The sequence below is a fragment of the Stenotrophomonas sp. CASM106 genome, from assembly GCF_049384825.1.
Taxonomy (GTDB): Bacteria; Pseudomonadota; Gammaproteobacteria; order Xanthomonadales; family Xanthomonadaceae; genus Stenotrophomonas; species Stenotrophomonas muris.
This window is the reverse complement of sequence record NZ_JBMRFS010000002.1, coordinates 103,378-120,203: the sequence shown is the minus strand read 5'-3', so window position 1 is coordinate 120,203 and position 16,826 is coordinate 103,378. Positions and strand designations below refer to the sequence as shown.

Sequence of the window (16,826 nt, the reverse complement as noted above, 5' to 3'; positions counted from 1 at the left end):
GTGCCACGCGCACGCGCTGGCCAGCTCCCTTCCGGCCAACGGCCGGTACAGCTGTTGGCCGGCCATGGCGCGGCGCGCGGAACGGCGATGGGCCGGGCGCGCGTGCGGCTGCCGCATGCACTGGAAGTGGCCGAGCAACGCGTGGCCGCCCACCAGGTCGAGGCCGAACTGGCCCGCCTGCACCGTGCGCTGGATGCCGCGCGTACGGAAATGCACGAACTGCGTCAGCGCCTGCATGGCGCACTGAACCAGGAAGTGGGCGAGTTCCTCGACCTGCACGCGTTGCTGCTGGACGACCCCGAGCTGCTGTATGGCCTGGACGAACTGATCCGCAGCGGCCCGTACAGTGCCGGCTACGCGCTGCGCCTGCAGCGTGACCGCCTGGCCAAGGTCTTCGATGGCATGGACGATGCCTACCTGAAGAGCCGCATGGACGATCTCGACCATGTGATCGGCCGCATCCACGCCTTCCTGCAACCCGAACGCCCGCCGGTGATGAAGGGCCTGGCCGGCGAGATCCTGGTCTGCGACAACATCGCCCCATCCGAACTGGCGCAGCTGCAGGCGCAGGGCGTGGTCGGCATCGTCACCGCCGCCGGCAGCGCGCTGTCGCACAGCGCGATCCTGGCGCGCAGCCTGCACCTGCCCCTGATCGTCAATGTGCCGCAACTGCTCAGCCGCGTCGCCGACGGCGACGTGCTGATCATCGACGGTGCCGACGGCAGCATCACCGTCAACCCGCTGGCCGACAACCTGCGTGACTACCGCGCACGCCTGAAGGAACACGCGCGCGAGCTGCGCGAGCTTGGCCGCCTGCGCAGCAAGCCCAGCCGTACCCGCGACCAGGTCGACATTGCCTTGCTGGCCAATGCCGAATCGCTGGAGGACGTCACCCAGGCGCATGCGCTGGGCGCGCAGGGGCTGGGCCTGTACCGCACCGAATTCCTGTTCCTGCAGCGCAACGAGCTGCCGGACGAAGAAGAACAGTTCCAGACCTACCGTGATGCCGCACTGGGCATGAGCGGCCGGCCGGTGACCATCCGCACGCTCGACCTGGGTGCGGACAAGGCTGATCGTACCGGCCTGACCCTGAGCAACGAAGAGAACCCGGCACTGGGCCTGCGCGGCGTGCGCCTGTCGCTGGCACGGCCCAAGGTGGCCGACACCCAGCTGCGCGCGATCCTGCGCGCCTCGGCCTACGGCAAGCTGCGCGTGCTGGTGCCGATGGTCAGCACCCGCGAGGAACTGCTGGCGGTGCGCCGGCGCATGCTCAAGCTGAGCGAACAGCTGCGCAGCGAAGGCCATATGGTGTCCGAGCACGTGCCGCTGGGCGCGATGATCGAAGTCCCGGCGGCGGCATTGGCGCTGGAGAGCTTCATCGATCTGGTCGATTTCCTGTCGATCGGCACCAACGATCTGGTGCAGTACCTGCTGGCCGCCGACCGCAACAACGAGGCGCTGGGTGAGTTGTATTCACCGTTGCACCCGGCGGTGCTGCGGCTGTTGCAGATGGTGATCGAGACCGGCGCACGCCACCGCATTCCGGTGGCGGTCTGTGGCGAGATGGCCGGTGATGCGCGGATGACCCCGTTGCTGCTGGCGCTGGGCCTGAGCGAGTTCAGCCTGCATCCCGGTACGTTGCTGGAGGTGCGCCGCGCCATCCGCGAAGCCGATCTGGGTGCGCTGCGCGCCCGTGCCCCGAAGCTGCTGGCCGCGCGCGACCGCCGCGCCATCGAACGCTGGCTGGCGCTGGTGGCCGATACGCCCTGACACCACCCGCTCGCCGGGCATGCACGCCTGGGGTCAGATCCCTTTTCCGCGGGAAAAGGGATCTGGCCCCGTCTCGTTGAAGGCCAAGAGGTTGCCGGCCAGCGGCCGGCACTACCGCCACCCGGCGGCTATGCGCTGAAACATCCCCTTGCGATAATGACGCGCTGAACACCCCTGTTGCCGCATCCTTGCCGGGATCGCGGCTTTTCTTATCCCGCGGGAGCTGCGATGGCTGAAGCTGTACGCCACGACAAGACTGCGCGCCAACTGCGGATGTTGTCCGATGCACTGGACAGCGGCCGGCTGGGCCCGGTACGTCGGCTGGTCAACACCCTGGCCCCGGCCGAGATCGGCAACCTGCTTGAATCGCTGCCGCCGGGCAAGCGCGAGGTGGTGTGGGGCCTGGTTGATCCGGAAGATGACGGCGAGGTGCTGGTCCACGTCGGCGAAGACGTGCGCGAGAGCCTGCTCGCGGACATGGACCCGGACGAGATCATCGCCGCGGTCGAAGACCTGGACATCGACGACCTGGCCGACCTGGTCGAAGACCTGCCCGATACGGTCATCGACGAGGTCCTCAAGTCGATGGACCGCGAGAACCGCGAGCGCCTGGAGCAGGTGCTGTCCTATCCCGAGGACAGCGCCGGCCGCCTGATGAACCCGGACGTGGTGACCGTGCGCGCCGACGTCAATGTCGACGTGGTGCTGCGCTACCTGCGCCTGCGCGGCGAACTGCCGGACCATACCGATCACCTGTTCGTGGTCAGCCGGCGCCATCAGTACCTCGGCCGGGTGTCGCTGGCGGCACTGGTGACCCACGAGGACACCACCCCGATCAACCGCCTGATCGACGACGAGCAGCCGGCCATTGACGTCGGCGAGAGCGACCAGGAGGTCGCCCGCCAGTTCTCCGACCATGACTGGATCTCCGCGCCGGTGGTGGACGACAACAACATCCTGATCGGCCGCATCACCATCGATGACGTGGTCGACATCATCCGTGGCCAGGCCGAGCACCAGGCACTGGGCGCCGCCGGCCTGGACGAGGACGAAGACCTGTTCAGCCCGGTCTGGCGCGCCATGCGCCGACGCTTGATGTGGCTGTCGGTGAACCTGTGCACCGCCTTCCTGGCCTCCAGCGTGGTCGGCCACTTCGAAGGCACCATCGACAAGCTGGTGGCGCTGGCCGTGCTGATGCCGATCGTGGCGGGCCTGGGCGGCAATGCCGGTACCCAGGTGCTGGCGCTGATGGTGCGCGGCCTGGCACTGGGCCAGGTGGGCGCGTCCAACGCGCGCACGCTGCTGTGGAAGGAGGTGCGGGTCGCCTTGTTGAACGGCGTGATGCTGGGTTCCGTGCTGGGGCTGATCGTGCTGGCCTGGTTCCACTCACCCGGGCTGTCGGCGGTGATCGCCATCGCGCTGACCTGCAACCTGCTGTTCGCCGCACTGGCCGGCGTGCTGGTGCCACTGACCCTGAAACGCTTCGGCTTCGACCCGGCGCTGGCCAGCGGCATCTTCCTGACCGCCGTGACCGACTCGATGGGCTTCTTCACCTTCCTCGGCCTTGCCACGCTGGTGCTGCTGCACTGAACCCTGCAGGGTCCGATCCCCGCCGCGCGGAGTTCCGACCCACGCCAAAACCCAGGGTCGGATCTCCGCTGCGCGGGGCTCTGACCCGTTTCCAACTGGACACCCATGGCCACCACGATCGAAAACTATTTCCAGCCCGGCTGGCGCGACCAGCAGCACACCTGCCCGGCCTGCGAATGGAAGGGCAGCTCGCGTGCCATGGAGATGGAGCTGGACGAGGACGCCACCGAGTACGCCTGCCCGGTCTGCGAGAACCCGCTGCTGGTGGTGCTGCATCCGGACATCGCGCAGGTGCAGGCGGCCGCCGCCGACGGCAATGCCGAAGCGCAGGAGCAGCTGGACATCATTGCCAGTTTCCCGCGACCGGAGTGACGCGCCGCACGATGCCGCGTTGACCTGCGGCGGGCTAGGATGCAGCTGACCCTGCCGCCCCGGGAAATCCCATGGTCCGATCGATGTCGCGCTGGCTGCCGCTGCTGGCCTTTCTGATGATGAGCGGTTGCACTTCGCTGCCGGACAGCGCGCGCGGCCGCTTCGAGGGCCGCGCAGTGAAGGTGGACGGCGAGACCGCCTACTACCAGGTGTTCATTCCGGCCGGCGTTCAGGCCACCGCTCCCACCAGACTCCCGGTCATCCTGTTCCTGCACGGCTCCGGCGAGCGTGGCGGCGACGGTGTCAAGCAGACCCATGCGGGGCTGGGGCCGCACCTGCGCAGGCACGCGGCCGACTTCCCCGCATTGGCCGTCTTCCCCCAGGTGCCGGGCCACCAGGAATGGAGCGGGCGCAACAACCGCGTTGCGCTGGCCGCCCTGGACGCCACCATCGCCGAGTTCGGTGCCGATCCCTCACGGCAGTACCTGACCGGGATGTCGATGGGCGGCTATGGGAGCTGGAACATCGCGCTGGATGACCCCGGGCGCTTCGCCGCGATCGTGCCCGTGTGCGGCGCGGTGCTGGCGCCGCGCGCGGTGCGCCCGACCCTGTTCGTCGAGCAGGTCGCCCAGGAAACCGATCCGTATGCGGCCATCGCCCAGCGCCTGAGAGGCACGCCGATCTGGATCTTCCACGGTGCGCTGGATGATGTGGTGCCACCGGACGACGATCGCAGACTGCACGCCGCATTCCGGAGCGCCGCTGCACGCGACGTGCGCTACACCGAGTACCCGGACGGCAACCACAACGCCTGGGACGCCACCTATGCCGACCCGGCGATGTGGGCATGGCTGTTCGCGCAGAAGCGCTGAGCCGCAGCTTCAGTAGTTGCCAACCTTGGTTGGCATTGACTGCCCTGGTAGTTGCCAACCTTGGTTGGCACTGACTGCTCTGGTAGTTGCCAACCTTGGTTGGCACTGGCCTACCTGAAACCAACCCATTCCCCGATGTTCACTGGAAGCAGGCCCGTCCATGCTTGCTCCATGCAGAACACACGTCTCCTGCTCGGTCGTCGCTCCAGCACCGGCCTCAGCTATATCCTCACCACCGTCGTCCATGACCGCGCGCCGCTCTTCACCAACGCCGCAGCGGCCGCCTTGGCAGTCCGCGAATTCCAGCGACTGGATCAGGAAGGCTTCACCCGCTCGATTGCGTACGTGGTCATGCCCGACCACATCCACTGGCTGGTCGAACTACGTGCGGGAACGCTGGAAACCGTCATGAAGCGTTTCAAGTCGCGCACAGCCCAGCAGGCAAACCGGTTGCTGGGGCGAGTCGGGCGCTTCTGGCAGGCCTGCTATCACGATCATGCGATCCGCTCTGACGAATCGTTGCACCGGCATGCGATGTGCCTGATGGGAAATCCGATCAGGGCCGGACTGGCGACGCGGCTTGGGCAATATCCCCATGCATGGTGCGAATGGGAGCTTGGGGCTTCGTGTGATCCGCTCGACAACTTGGGCGCGGATGGATAGTGCCAACCAAGGTTGGCATCTACCAGAGCGGTGCGCGGACAAGCCGCGCGGCAAGTGTGTCAACCAAGGTTGACACCTACCAGAGCGGGTGGTCAGCCCAGCAGGGTTTCCAGCACGGCCATGCGCACGGCGACGCCGTTGGCGACCTGGCGCAGCACCCACGACTGCGGGCCGTCGGCCACGTCGTCGGTCACTTCCACGCCGCGGTTGATCGGGCCCGGGTGCAGCACCGCGGCATCCTTGCCGGCGCGCGCCAGGCGCTCGCGGGTCAGGCCGTACTGGGCGTGGTACTGCTCCAGCGACGGCACCAGGCCTTCTTCCATTCGCTCGCGCTGCAGGCGCAGCATCATCAGCGCGTCGACGCCTTCCAGCATCGCGTCGAAATCATCGCCGACCACGCAGCCCTTCAGGGTCTCATCGTCCGGCAGCAACGACTGCGGGCCGCACACGCGGATCTCACCCACGCCAAGCGTGCGCAGCGCATGCAGGTCGGTGCGGGCCACGCGCGAGTGCTTCACGTCGCCGACGATCACCACTTTCATCTTCGAGAAATCCGGGCCCTTGGCCTGGCGCAGGGTCAGCATGTCCAGCAGGCCCTGGGTCGGGTGCGCGCTGCGACCGTCACCGGCGTTGATCAGTGCGGTGCCCTCGCCCGCCGCTTCTGCCAGTGCGGCTACCGCGCCATCCTCCGGGTGGCGCACCACGAAGCCGCGCACGCCCATCGCTTCCAGGTTGCGCAGCGTATCGCAGGCGGTTTCGCCCTTGCGGGTGGACGAGGTCGAGGCATCGAAGTTGAGCACATCGGCGCCCAGGCGCTGCGCGGCCAGCTGGAACGAGCTGCGGGTGCGCGTGGACGGCTCGAAGAACAGCGTGCACACCGCCGAACCGGCCAGCACGTGGCGCTTGTTGCCGACGCGGCCGACTGCGGCATCGCGGATCTGACCTGCCCGGTCAAGCAGCTGCAGCAGGGTCCCGCGCGGCAGGCCCTCCAGGGTCAGCAGGTGGCGCAGGCGTCCGGAGGCATCGATTTGCTGGGCGGTCATGGCGGTGTCGGGCAGTCAGGGAATGGGGGTGGCGTCGTCGGGAGACGACAGCCAGCGGTCGATGATCACCGCCGCGGCCACGGCATCGAGGGCGGCCGCATCACGGCGGCGCTTGCGCCCTTCGGCGCGCTCGACGGCGAAGCGGCGGGCGGCCTCGACCGAGCTGGAACGCTCGTCGATCATCACCACCGGCAGTTTGAAACGTTCCCGCAGCTGGCGGGCGAAGCCCTGCGCGCGCTTGCGGTTGGGTTGGTCCTGGCCGTCCAGGGTCAGCGGGTCGCCGACCACCAGGCCGTCGGGCTTCCATTCCTTGAGCAGGCGTTCGATCGCGGTCCAGTCCGGGCCATTGCCGTGCACATCGACCACCGCCACCGCGCGCGCATGCGCAGCGAAGGCACTGCCGATGGCCACGCCGATCCGCCGCGAGCCGACGTCGAAACCCAGAACGGTGCCGTCACGGCGGATCGCCGGGACAGCAGGAGCCGGTACGGGCGTGGCCGGCTCAGACATGGCCGCTGTAGTCGGTCAGCCGGAACAGGTCCACGCCGATGCGCGAGGCCGCACCCTGCCAGCGCTGCTCCAGTGGCAGCTGGAACACCAGCTCGGCATCGGCCGGCACGGTCAGCCAGCTGTTCTCGGACAGCTCGCTTTCCAGCTGCCCTGCGCCCCAACCGGCACACCCGAGGGTGACCACGGCATTGGCCGGGCCTTCGCCACGCGCCATCGCTTCAAGGATGTCGCGCGAAGTGGTCAGGTACAGGCCGTCACCCACGATCAGGCTGGAATCCCACGCCCGCGCGTCGTCATGGATGACGAAGCCGCGCTCGGGATGCACCGGGCCGCCGTTGAGCACCATGCGCGCCTGCAGGTCGCCGTCACCGGTGGTGATGTCCATCTGTGCAAGCACTTCACCCAGCGTGTACTCGGAAGGCTGGTTGACCAGCACGCCCATCGCCCCGTTCTCGTCGTGCTGGCAGATCAGCGCGACGCTGCGGGCAAAGGTCGCGTCGAGCAGCGACGGCAGCGCGACGAGGAGGTGATCGGCGAGGGAGGTCGGCGTTACAGGCATGGTCCCATTCTACCTGCTGGGGGCGGGATGGTCGCGCAAAGGCGGCGAACCGCGATGGGCTAGGATGGTGCTTTGCCATGGAAGGTCATCGATGCAGTCTTCATCGCCCCTGACCCTGCCGGCACGCGGCGCCATCGTCCTGATTGCCCTGCTGCAGGGTCTGATGCTGTATGCCGCGCAGGAACTGTCCGATGCGTGGCCGTTCCGCGATATCGGCTGGCGCTACTGCTGGTACGCCTGGGTGCTGGCCATTCCCAGCGCGGTGGCGCTGAGCCTGGTCGAGCTGGGCCAGCGCCGCCTGTGGCTGCAGGCCGTGCTCGGCTCGGCGGTGGTGCTGGCGCTGGCCGCCTGGATCGGCTGGAACCTCACTGGCGAGACCGCGCTGGAGTCGAGCGCGCTGCAGTTTCCACTGACCCTGGGCATCGCCGTGGCGGTGTTCGTGGCCCTGCCCTGGTGGCAGTTCCAGCTGCAGCACGGGCATTGGCGCGCCAGCTACCCCGAGCTGTTCGAGCGCGCCTGGCAGAACGGTTTGACCCTCGCCCTGGCGGCGCTGTTCACCGGGCTGACCTGGCTGCTGCTGTGGCTGTGGGCGGCGCTGTTCCAGCTGCTGGAGGTCACCGTCTTCCGCGACCTGTTCCGACAGGATGCCTTCATTGCGCTGGCTACCGGCAGCCTGGCCGGGTTCGGCGTGCTGATCGGGCGCACCCAGCACCGCGCGATCCAGATCACCCGCCAGGTGCTGTTCGCGATCTGCCGCGGACTGCTGCCGCTGCTCTCGTTCATCGCCGTATTGTTCGTGCTGAGCCTGCCGCTTACCGGGCTGGAACCGCTGTGGAAGACCCGCTCGGCCGCCAGCCTGCTGCTGGTGCTGTCGCTGTTGCTGGTGACGTTCACCAATGCGGTCTACCAGCAGGGGGACGACACCGCGCCCTACCCCGTCGTGCTGCGCCGTCTGGTTGAAGCCAGCCTGCTGGCGCTGCCGGTCTACGCCGCACTGGCGCTGTACGCACTGGGGCTGCGCGTGGTGCAGTACGGCTGGACCGTGGACCGGTTCTGGGCGGTACTCGTCGCAGTGGCCGTGGCCGGCTATGCCGTGGGCTACGCGCTGGCGGTGCTGCGCCGGCAGCGCCGCTGGTTGCAGATGCTGGAGCCGGTCAACCGCTGGATGTGCTGGGCGGTGCTGGCACTGGCATTGCTGGGCAACTCGCCGCTGCTGGACCCGGTGCGGCTGACCCTGTCCAGCCAGCTGGCGCGCCTGCGTGCGGACCCGCCCGCGATCACCAGCAGTGACGTCAACGTGCTGCGCTTCGATCTTGGCCACCGCGGCGTGCGGGCGCTGCGCGAGCTGCAGCGTGATCCAGCCATCACCGCCGATGCCAACGCACCACAGGTGATCGCGGCCGCGCTGGCACGTACCTCGCGCTGGGATGACGGCCAGCGCCTCGACAAGGGGCCGCAGGACGTCGTCGCCCTGCAGCGTGCGTTGAAGCTGGCCAAGGGATCCAGCTCGCCACCGGACGACTGGTGGCAGGCACTGGCCACGCGCGCGATCGATGGCGAATCCTGCGCCCAGAGCGAGCGCGACTGCCTGATCGTGCATCGCGATCTGGATGGCGACGGGAACACCGACGTGCTGCTGTGCGAGCTGTACACCATCCGTGGGCCGGACTGCGTGCTGTACGCACGTGGCAGGGACACCCACTGGCGCCGGGCCGGTTCGCTGTTCGGCACCGCCAGCGGCCAGGCCGAGGCGATCAACCAGGCGCTGCGTGATGGCAAACTCACTCTTGAACCGCCGCGCTGGCCGATGCTGTCCATTGGTGGGCGCCCCGCAGTGGCCATCGATCCCGAACCCGAATCCAGCGAGTCTTCCCCATGAGCGGCTACTGCCTCATCGCCCCGGGCCATCCGGTGCACGACTACTACCACGCCAACGAGTACGGCTTCCCGCAGCGTGACGAGGGCGAACTGTTCGAGCGGCTGGTGCTGGAAATCAACCAGGCCGGGCTGAGCTGGGAGACGATCCTGAAAAAGCGCGAGGGCTTCCGCGCGGCCTATGACGGCTTCGATGTCGACCGCGTGGCGGCCTATGCCGAGCAGGACATCGAGCGCCTGCTATCGGACGCGGGCATCATCCGCAACCGGCTGAAGGTACTGGCCGCCATCCACAACGCGCAGGTGATCCAGCAGCTGCGGGCCAGTCATGGCAGCTTCGCGGCGTGGCTGGATGCGCATCACCCGCGCAGCAAGGCCGACTGGGTGAAGCTGTTCAAGAAGACCTTCCGCTTCACCGGTGGCGAGATCACCGGCGAGTTCCTGATGAGCCTGGGCTACCTGCCCGGCGCGCACGCCGAGGATTGCCCGGTGCATGCGCGGCTGCTGAAGCTGTCGCCGCCGTGGTTGCAGGCCGCCGCCCGCTGAGGGATCTCCGCGCGTGGATGCCGGTAGTGCCGGCCGCTGGCCGGCAACCCCGTTGAACGGTCACACGCCCATGTAACGGCCGGGGCGGTGGTTGAACATCAGCACCAGGCTGAGCACCACCGCGCCGATGGCCGAGTACAGCACCTTCGATGGCGACAGCACGAAGAACGCGGCTACCATCAGGCAGGCGTCGTAGGACATCTGCACCTTGCCGGCGCTCCAGCCTCGGGTGCGCTGCAGGTACACCGCCAGGATGCCGATGCCGCCAAGGCTGGCGCGGTGGCGGATGAAGAACAGGATGCCGAGGCCGGACAAGGCACCACCGACGATCGCCGAATACAGCGGGTTGATGTGCGAGAAGTCGATCCAGCGCGGCAGCAGGTCGGTCAGCACGCCACAGGCGGTGACCGCGGCGAAGGTCTTCAGGGTGAATTCCCAGCCCATGCGCCGCAGCGCCACCCAGTAGAACGGCAGGTTGACCAGCACGAACACCAGGCCGAAGTTCCAGCCCATCGCGTAGTGCAGCAGGAAGGCCATGCCCGCCATGCCGCCGATCATCAGCCCGCCCTTGGCGAAGATGGCCAGGCCCAGCGAGGCCACCATCGTGGCCAGCACCATGCCCTGCACGTCCTCGGCGATCGAGTGACGCAGCGCTTTTTCGTCGGCGGTGGTGCCAGCACTGTCGGGCGGCGGGGTCAGCGGACCGGCGGTGACCAGGTGGCCGTCAGCGTCGTCGCACGGCGCGGGGCCATGGGAAGGAAGGGACATGCGGTGGGGGAACAGCAGGTGGGGAGCGGTATTAGACACGATCTGCATGACAGTTGCAGATGAAATCGTTCAGTCAGATTCGCCCATTCAGGTTATCCCGGGACCGCTACAGGCAGCACGGCCAGCATGTCCTCTCCGTCGTCGTCCATCCCGGTCTCGACGAACCCGAAGCTGCCGTAGAAGGCGCCGGCCACCGGATTGCGCGGGTTGTAGCAGATCTCGATCTCGGCCAGACCGGGCGTGGCCCGGATCTGCGCCAGCGCGAGTTCCAGCGCGCGTCGACCGATGCCACGGCCCTGCCAGTGTTGATCGACCATGAAGCGCCAGATCGACATCCGCTGCGGCGTCTCCGGCACCCACATGAAGAACCCGACCAGCTCGCCATCGGCCTGGATGGCGCGGGTCTGGTAGCCGGGATGAAACGCCGCCTGCACCAGCGACCAGGTATTGCTGGCCACGAAGCCCTGCTGCGCATCGCTGACGTCGAGGTCGCACACCGCTTCGTAGTTGTCGGGGGTGATCGCTTCCAGCGTGACCTGCATGCGGGCGTCCTGCCTGGGGATGGACGCCCAGTCTGCCCGCCCCTGCATCCGGTGGAGCAAGGCCGCCGACAACCGTTCAGCGCGGGGTTGCCTGCTCAGCCCTTGCCGGCCAGATGGTGAGCCACCAGTGCGTTGGCATGGCCATGGCCCAAGCCATGTTCACTCTTCAGGAAGCTGACCAGTTCCATGTGTTTCAGGCCCTTCTTCCCGGCCAGCAACCCGAACCAGTGCGCCACCGGCTGCCCGTAGATCTTCTCGATGGAGGGGAAATACGAGGCCGGGCCTTGCGGCTTGGTGTCAGTGCTCATGTGCAGCTCCCGTTGAAGTCATTCATTCGACGAACCACAGACGCAGAAATCGACACACCCAAACGTCCGACCCCGCCTCGCCCGACAGGCCGCAGCCAACTGTCGAAGGCGGGGTGGGTCCGGTTGAGGGGGTGTAAGCGGCATGGATGCCGCGACCAAGCCCCCATGGATGGGTTTACGGCGTCCCCCTCAACCGGGCCCACCCCGCCATCTCACGGATAGCCAGTTTTTGAAGTTGACGTGGCCGTTGACGTTGCTTCGGCAGGTGCCGGGCGCAGCCCGGCCGTATCATTCCAGCATGCCCCGCGAAAACCTCAACGACCTGCAGGCCTTCGTCCACGTTGCCCGCGAGGGCAGCTTCACCAAGGCGGCCGCCCAGCTGGGCGTGTCCCAGTCCGCGCTCAGCCATGCCATGCGCGGCCTGGAACAGCGCCTGGGCGTGCGCCTGCTGACCCGTACCACCCGCAGCGTATCGACCACCGAAGCCGGTGCCCGCCTGCTCGACACCCTGGGCCCACGCCTGGCCGAGATCGAGGACGGGCTGGCCGCACTGGCCGAGTACCGCGAACGCCCGGCCGGCACCATCCGCATCAATGCCACCGGCCATGCCGCCGAGTACATCGCTTGGCCGCGGCTGGCGCCGTTGTTGCAGCGTTATCCGGACCTGAAGGTGGAACTGACCACCGACTACGGCCTGGCCGACATCGTCGCCGAGCGCTACGACATCGGCATCCGCCTCGGCGAGCGCCTGGCGCGCGACATGGTCGCGGTGCCGATCAGCCCGCCGCTGCGCATGCGCGTGGTCGGTGCACCCAGCTACTTCCGCCAGCACGTGGTGCCGCAGCATCCGGACGACCTGGCCAAGCACAACTGCGTGACCCTGCGCCTGCCTACGCATGGGGGACTGATGCCGTGGGATTTCGGCCAGGATGGCAACGAACTGAGTGTGCGCGTTGGCGGGCAATGGACGTTCAACACCATGGGCATGACCCGCGCCGCTGCGCTGGCCGGCAGCGGACTGGCCTGGCTGCCGGAAGACCAGGTGCAGCCGATGCTGGACGATGGCCGCCTGCAGTCGGTGCTGGACGACTGGTGCCCGCACTTCGATGGCTACTACGCGTACTACCCGTCGCGCCGCCACGTCACCGTGGCGATGCGCACGGTGCTTGATGCGCTGCGCGGGCCGCTGGGGTGAGGGGCAAGGCGTGCGGACCAACGGTGCGCACCCACCAACGGTCCGCACCCAGCAGGTGATCAGCCCTTGGCCTGGGCGGCGCGCTGCGCGTTGTAGCGCTCGCCGACGATCGACACTTCGTCCAGCGCCTGTGCGATGCGTTGCAGCTCCTCCGGCGCCAGCTGCAGGTCGGCCGCGCCCAGGTTTTCTTCCAGGCGATGGATCTTGGTGGTGCCTGGGATCGGCACGATCCACGGCGCCTGTGCCAGCAGCCAGGCCAGCGCCACCTGCGCCGGCGTCGCGCCCCGTGCTGCGGCAATCGTACTGATGCGATCCACCAGCGCCTGGTTGGCGCGGCGCGCCTCCACTTCGAAACGCGGAACGCTGTTGCGGAAATCGTTGGCATCGAAGGTGGTGTCGGCGTTGATCGTGCCGGTGAGGAAGCCGCGGCCAAGCGGGCTGAATGGCACGAAGCCGATGCCCAGCTCCTGCAGCGTCGGCAACAACTCGCGCTCCGGTTCGCGCCACCACAGCGAGTACTCACTCTGCACGGCGGCAACCGGCTGCACCGCATGCGCGCGGCGCACGGTGGCAGCGCTCGCCTCGGACAGCCCGAAGTGGCCGACCTTGCCTTCGGCGATCAGGTCGCGCACGGTGCCAGCCACATCCTCGATCGGCACGTTCGGGTCGACGCGGTGCTGGTAGAACAGGTCGATATGGTCGGTGCGCAGGCGCTTGAGGCTGGCTTCGGCAACGGCACGGATATTCTCGGGACGGCTGTCCAGGCCGTCATCGGTGCGCGCGCCCTTGAATCCGAACTTGGTGGCAATCACCAGCCTGTCGCGGTAGGGCGCCAGCGCGCGGCCGAGCAGGTCTTCGTTGGTGTACGGACCATACACCTCGGCGGTGTCGAAGAAGGTCACACCGCGCTCGACGGCGGCCTGCAGCAGGGCGATGCCCTGGCCCTGCTCCACCGGCTGACCGTAGGCATGGGTCAGGCCCATGCAGCCCAGGCCGAGGGCGGAAACCTTCAGGCCACTGCGGCCCAGTTCGCGTGTCTGCATCGTCGTGCTCCAGAGGGGGAGTGATGACGATACGCCTGTCGTGGCGCTGGATTGAGCCAGCCCGGCCGCAGTCGGTCATGACCGGAATTCATCAATCCAGCCACGACCGATGCCGGCCAGGTCAACGGATCTCGGAGATCTCCACGCCGTCCAGCCCCTGCGACAGGGTACGTGCGTCGCCGCCCTGGCTGAGCTTGATGCGCAGGCGCACCTCGTTCTGCGAATCGGCGTAGCGCAGCGCGTCCTCGTAGCTGATCTCGCCGGCCTGGTACAGCTCGAACAGGCTCTGGTCGAAGGTCTTCATGCCCAGCTGGACCGAGTCCTTCATCACTTCCTTCAGCTTGTGGATCTCGCCGTCGCGGATGTAGTCCTGCACCAGCGGCGTGCCCAGCAGGATCTCCATCGCCACCTTGCGCGAGCGGCCATCGGGCGATGGCACCAGCTGTTGCGCGACCACGCCCTTGAGATTCAGCGACAGGTCCATCAGCAGCTGGTTGCGGCGGTCTTCCGGGAAGAAGTTGACGATGCGGTCCATCGCCTGGTTGGCGTTGTTCGCATGCAGGGTGCATAGCACCAGGTGGCCGGTTTCGGCGAACGCGATGGCGTGATCCATGCCTTCGCGGGTACGCACCTCGCCGATCATGATCACGTCCGGCGCCTGGCGCAGGGTGTTCTTCAGCGCGGCTTCCCAGCTGTCGGTATCGATGCCGACTTCGCGCTGGGTGATGATGCAGCCCTCGTGCTTGTGCACGAACTCGATCGGGTCTTCGATGGTGATGATGTGGCCGGTCGAGTTCTGGTTGCGGTAACCGATCATCGCTGCCAGCGAGGTCGATTTACCGGTACCGGTGGCGCCGACGAACAGGATGATGCCGCGCTTGGTCATCGCCAGCGTCTTGATGATCGGCGGCAGGCTCAGTTCTTCCACGGTCGGAATGCGCGTCTCGATGCGACGCAGCACCATGCCGACCTGGTTGCGCTGGTAGAAGCAGCTGACGCGGAAGCGGCCGACGCCGGACAGGCCGATGGCGAAGTTGCATTCGTGCGTCTTCTCGAATTCCTCGCGCTGCGCCGGGGTCATCACGTTGAGGACCAGGTCGCGGCTCTGCTGCGGCGTGAGCGGGGTCTGGGTGATCGGCGAGATCTTGCCGTTGACCTTCATCGCCGGCGGCATGCCGGCCGTGATGAACAGGTCCGAGGCGCGCTGGTGCGCCATCAGCTTGAGGAACGAAGTGAAATCGATGGTGGTCGCGGTGCTGTTCACGGCGGGCTCCCAAGAGGGCATGTACCAGGAAACGGTCGGTGGAGGAAACGGCACGGAGACGGCGCCGCACTGGTGCACGCCGCCCGTGGTTGTCCCGCCTTACTCGAACAGGCGCTTGTCCTTGGCGTACTCGCGGGCCTGGTTGCGGGTGATCAGGCTGCGCTTGACCAGGTCCTGCAGGTGCTGGTCCAGGGTCATCATGCCGTACTGCTGGCCGGTCTGGATGGCCGAGTACATCTGCGCCACCTTGTCTTCGCGGATCAGGTTGCGGATGGCCGGGGTGCCGACCATGATTTCCCACGCTGCGGTACGACCGCCGCCAACCTTCTTCAGCAGCGCCTGCGAGATCACCGCACGCAGCGACTCGGACAGCATCGAACGCACCATCGGCTTTTCGCCGGCCGGGAACACGTCGATGATGCGGTCGATGGTCTTGGCCGCCGAGCTGGTGTGCAGGGTGCCGAACACCAGGTGGCCGGTTTCCGCGGCGGTCAGCGCCAGGCGAATGGTTTCCAGGTCGCGAAGTTCGCCGACCAGGATGATGTCCGGGTCCTCGCGCAGTGCCGAGCGCAGCGCTTCGTTGAAACCATGCGTATCGCGGTGCACTTCGCGCTGGTTGATCAGGCACTTCTGCGAGGTGTGCACGAATTCGATCGGATCCTCGACGGTGAGGATGTGGCCGTATTCGTTCTTGTTGATGTAGTCGATCATCGCCGCCAGCGTGGTCGACTTGCCCGAACCGGTCGGGCCGGTCACCAGGATCAGGCCCTGCGGCTGCTGGATCACCTCGCGGAACAGCGGCGGGCAGGCCAGGTCCTCGAGGGTGAGCACCTCGGACGGAATGGTACGGAACACCGCACCGGCGCCACGGTTCTGGTTGAACGCGTTCACACGGAAGCGCGCCAGCGACGGAATCTCGAAGGAGAAGTCCACTTCGAGGAATTCCTCGTAATCGCGGCGCTGCTTGTCGGACATGATGTCGTACACCAGCGCATGGACCTGCTTGTGGTCCAGGGCCGGGATGTTGATCCGGCGAACGTCGCCGTCCACGCGGATCATCGGCGGCAGGCCTGCGGACAGGTGCAGGTCGGACGCTTTGTTCTTTACGGAAAACGCCAGCAGTTCGGCGATATCCATGAGCGGCTACTCCCCAATAACGGCTTCGACTGGAAGGATCTTTCCCCGGGCGGCAGTATAGCCTCCTGATTCAACGGAACGCGTTACGTGGCCACTCCCTTGCCCCAGATCCTGAGCAACCTGCATGCCGCCGCCGAGGCGGCCGGCCGGCCTGATCCGCGCCTGCTGGCGGTTTCCAAGACCCAACCGGCCGAGGCCGTGGCCGCGCTGGCCGCGCAGGGCCAGCAGGCCTTCGGCGAGAACTATGTGCAGGAAGCGCTGGCGAAGATGCAGGCGCTGCAGCACCTGGCGCTGGAGTGGCACCTGATCGGGCACCTGCAGTCGAACAAGGCCGAGGCCGTGGCCAGCCATTTCGACTGGGTGCAGAGCGTGGACCGGCCCAAGCTGGTGACGGCGCTGGCGCGCCATCGCCCGGCCGCGCGCGGCCCGCTGAACGTGCTGATCCAGGTCAACATCGACGACGAATCCAGCAAGCACGGCTGTGGGCCGGAGGACGTCGAGGCATTGGCCGCCGCGATTGCCGCTGAGCCCCGCCTGCGCCTGCGTGGCCTGATGGCGATTCCCGCGCCATGGCCCGAGGCCGAGCGTCGCCGCGATGCATTCGTGCGCATGCGCACACTTTTCCAGTCGCTGGCCGCCCGGCACGCGCAGGTCGACACGCTGTCGATGGGCATGAGCAGCGACTACGCCGACGCCATCGCCGAGGGCGCCACCCTGGTGCGCATCGGCACCGCCCTGTTCGGCGCGCGCCCGCGCCCGGCCTGATCTT

The 16,826-nt window shown here is 67.4% G+C and carries 18 protein-coding genes; 9 read left to right on the top strand and 9 right to left on the bottom strand.

Annotation, left to right across the window (positions count from 1 at the left end):
* The 5 genes from ptsP (at position 1) to VG556_RS04250 (ending at position 5,267) form a co-directional block, all read left to right on the top strand.
* A complete protein-coding gene (gene ptsP, locus VG556_RS04270; RefSeq protein WP_100449566.1) occupies positions 1 to 1,770 on the top strand; it encodes a phosphoenolpyruvate--protein phosphotransferase in 1,770 nt (589 codons plus the stop codon).
* Between the two features lie 228 nt (positions 1,771 to 1,998).
* Entirely contained in the window at positions 1,999 to 3,360 is a 1,362-nt protein-coding gene (gene mgtE / locus VG556_RS04265) for a magnesium transporter (protein ID WP_008266103.1), read from the top strand.
* Between the two features lie 105 nt (positions 3,361 to 3,465).
* A complete protein-coding gene (locus tag VG556_RS04260; protein WP_049405333.1) occupies positions 3,466 to 3,732 on the top strand; it encodes a hypothetical protein in 267 nt (88 codons plus the stop codon).
* A gap of 71 nt (positions 3,733 to 3,803) precedes the next feature.
* A complete protein-coding gene (locus tag VG556_RS04255; RefSeq protein ID WP_080354503.1) occupies positions 3,804 to 4,604 on the top strand; it encodes a prolyl oligopeptidase family serine peptidase in 801 nt (266 codons plus the stop codon).
* Positions 4,605 to 4,775: 171 nt separating this feature from the next.
* A complete protein-coding gene (locus VG556_RS04250) occupies positions 4,776 to 5,267 on the top strand; it encodes an REP-associated tyrosine transposase (protein ID WP_423179976.1) in 492 nt (163 codons plus the stop codon).
* Between the two features lie 92 nt (positions 5,268 to 5,359).
* On the opposite strand, the gene VG556_RS04245 is transcribed toward VG556_RS04250, so the two are convergent.
* Genes VG556_RS04245 through VG556_RS04235 form a run of 3 tightly spaced genes read right to left on the bottom strand, consistent with a single transcriptional unit; the run spans position 5,360 to position 7,379 of the window.
* Positions 5,360 to 6,310 carry an aspartate carbamoyltransferase catalytic subunit gene (locus VG556_RS04245; RefSeq protein WP_014646226.1) on the bottom strand — a complete coding sequence of 317 codons (951 nt, stop codon included), beginning with the start codon at positions 6,308 to 6,310 and terminating at the stop codon, positions 5,360 to 5,362.
* Positions 6,311 to 6,325: 15 nt separating this feature from the next.
* On the bottom strand, positions 6,326 to 6,820 hold the full coding sequence (gene ruvX, locus VG556_RS04240; RefSeq protein WP_046429259.1) for a Holliday junction resolvase RuvX: 495 nt from the start codon (positions 6,818 to 6,820) through the stop codon (positions 6,326 to 6,328).
* Positions 6,813 to 7,379 (bottom strand): YqgE/AlgH family protein, encoded by a 567-nt coding sequence (locus VG556_RS04235; RefSeq protein WP_014646224.1) that lies wholly within the window; start codon positions 7,377 to 7,379, stop codon positions 6,813 to 6,815. Before VG556_RS04235 ends, ruvX begins: the two co-directional genes overlap by 8 nt.
* Positions 7,380 to 7,470: 91 nt before the next feature.
* Here VG556_RS04235 and VG556_RS04230 point away from each other — a divergent pair, with 91 nt between their 5' ends.
* Complete coding sequence (locus tag VG556_RS04230) at positions 7,471 to 9,258, top strand: DUF4153 domain-containing protein (RefSeq protein WP_100449565.1); 1,788 nt, start codon at positions 7,471 to 7,473, stop codon at positions 9,256 to 9,258.
* Positions 9,255 to 9,800 (top strand): DNA-3-methyladenine glycosylase I, encoded by a 546-nt coding sequence (locus tag VG556_RS04225; protein WP_069117534.1) that lies wholly within the window; start codon positions 9,255 to 9,257, stop codon positions 9,798 to 9,800. Before VG556_RS04230 ends, VG556_RS04225 begins: the two co-directional genes overlap by 4 nt.
* Positions 9,801 to 9,860: 60 nt before the next feature.
* Here VG556_RS04225 and VG556_RS04220 read toward each other — a convergent pair whose 3' ends face one another.
* From VG556_RS04220 to VG556_RS04210, 3 genes are all read right to left on the bottom strand, one after another.
* Positions 9,861 to 10,568 (bottom strand): YitT family protein, encoded by a 708-nt coding sequence (locus VG556_RS04220; RefSeq protein ID WP_014036228.1) that lies wholly within the window; start codon positions 10,566 to 10,568, stop codon positions 9,861 to 9,863.
* Between the two features lie 92 nt (positions 10,569 to 10,660).
* Positions 10,661 to 11,110 carry a GNAT family N-acetyltransferase gene (locus VG556_RS04215; RefSeq protein WP_032958497.1) on the bottom strand — a complete coding sequence of 150 codons (450 nt, stop codon included), beginning with the start codon at positions 11,108 to 11,110 and terminating at the stop codon, positions 10,661 to 10,663.
* A 95-nt stretch (positions 11,111 to 11,205) separates the two neighbouring features.
* Positions 11,206 to 11,418, bottom strand: coding sequence for a DUF4287 domain-containing protein (locus VG556_RS04210; RefSeq protein WP_100449564.1), 213 nt, complete (start codon positions 11,416 to 11,418; stop codon positions 11,206 to 11,208).
* 298 nt (positions 11,419 to 11,716) lie between these two features.
* On the opposite strand from VG556_RS04210, the gene VG556_RS04205 reads away from it, so the two are divergent.
* Complete coding sequence (locus VG556_RS04205) at positions 11,717 to 12,613, top strand: LysR family transcriptional regulator (RefSeq protein ID WP_049405028.1); 897 nt, start codon at positions 11,717 to 11,719, stop codon at positions 12,611 to 12,613.
* Between the two features lie 59 nt (positions 12,614 to 12,672).
* On the opposite strand, the gene VG556_RS04200 is transcribed toward VG556_RS04205, so the two are convergent.
* The 3 genes from VG556_RS04200 to VG556_RS04190 form a co-directional block, all read right to left on the bottom strand.
* Positions 12,673 to 13,656, bottom strand: a complete 984-nt coding sequence (locus VG556_RS04200) for an aldo/keto reductase (RefSeq protein ID WP_049405029.1) — start codon at positions 13,654 to 13,656, stop codon at positions 12,673 to 12,675.
* Positions 13,657 to 13,777: 121 nt separating this feature from the next.
* Positions 13,778 to 14,941 (bottom strand): PilT/PilU family type 4a pilus ATPase, encoded by a 1,164-nt coding sequence (locus tag VG556_RS04195; protein WP_042358565.1) that lies wholly within the window; start codon positions 14,939 to 14,941, stop codon positions 13,778 to 13,780.
* A 78-nt stretch (positions 14,942 to 15,019) separates the two neighbouring features.
* The gene (locus VG556_RS04190) at positions 15,020 to 16,057 is read right to left on the bottom strand and encodes a type IV pilus twitching motility protein PilT (protein ID WP_004147099.1); all 1,038 of its coding nucleotides are present in this window, start codon (positions 16,055 to 16,057) and stop codon (positions 15,020 to 15,022) included.
* Positions 16,058 to 16,144: 87 nt separating this feature from the next.
* Here VG556_RS04190 and VG556_RS04185 point away from each other — a divergent pair, with 87 nt between their 5' ends.
* Entirely contained in the window at positions 16,145 to 16,822 is a 678-nt protein-coding gene (locus tag VG556_RS04185) for a YggS family pyridoxal phosphate-dependent enzyme (protein WP_049405036.1), read from the top strand.
* The last annotated feature ends 4 nt before the right edge of the window (positions 16,823 to 16,826 follow it).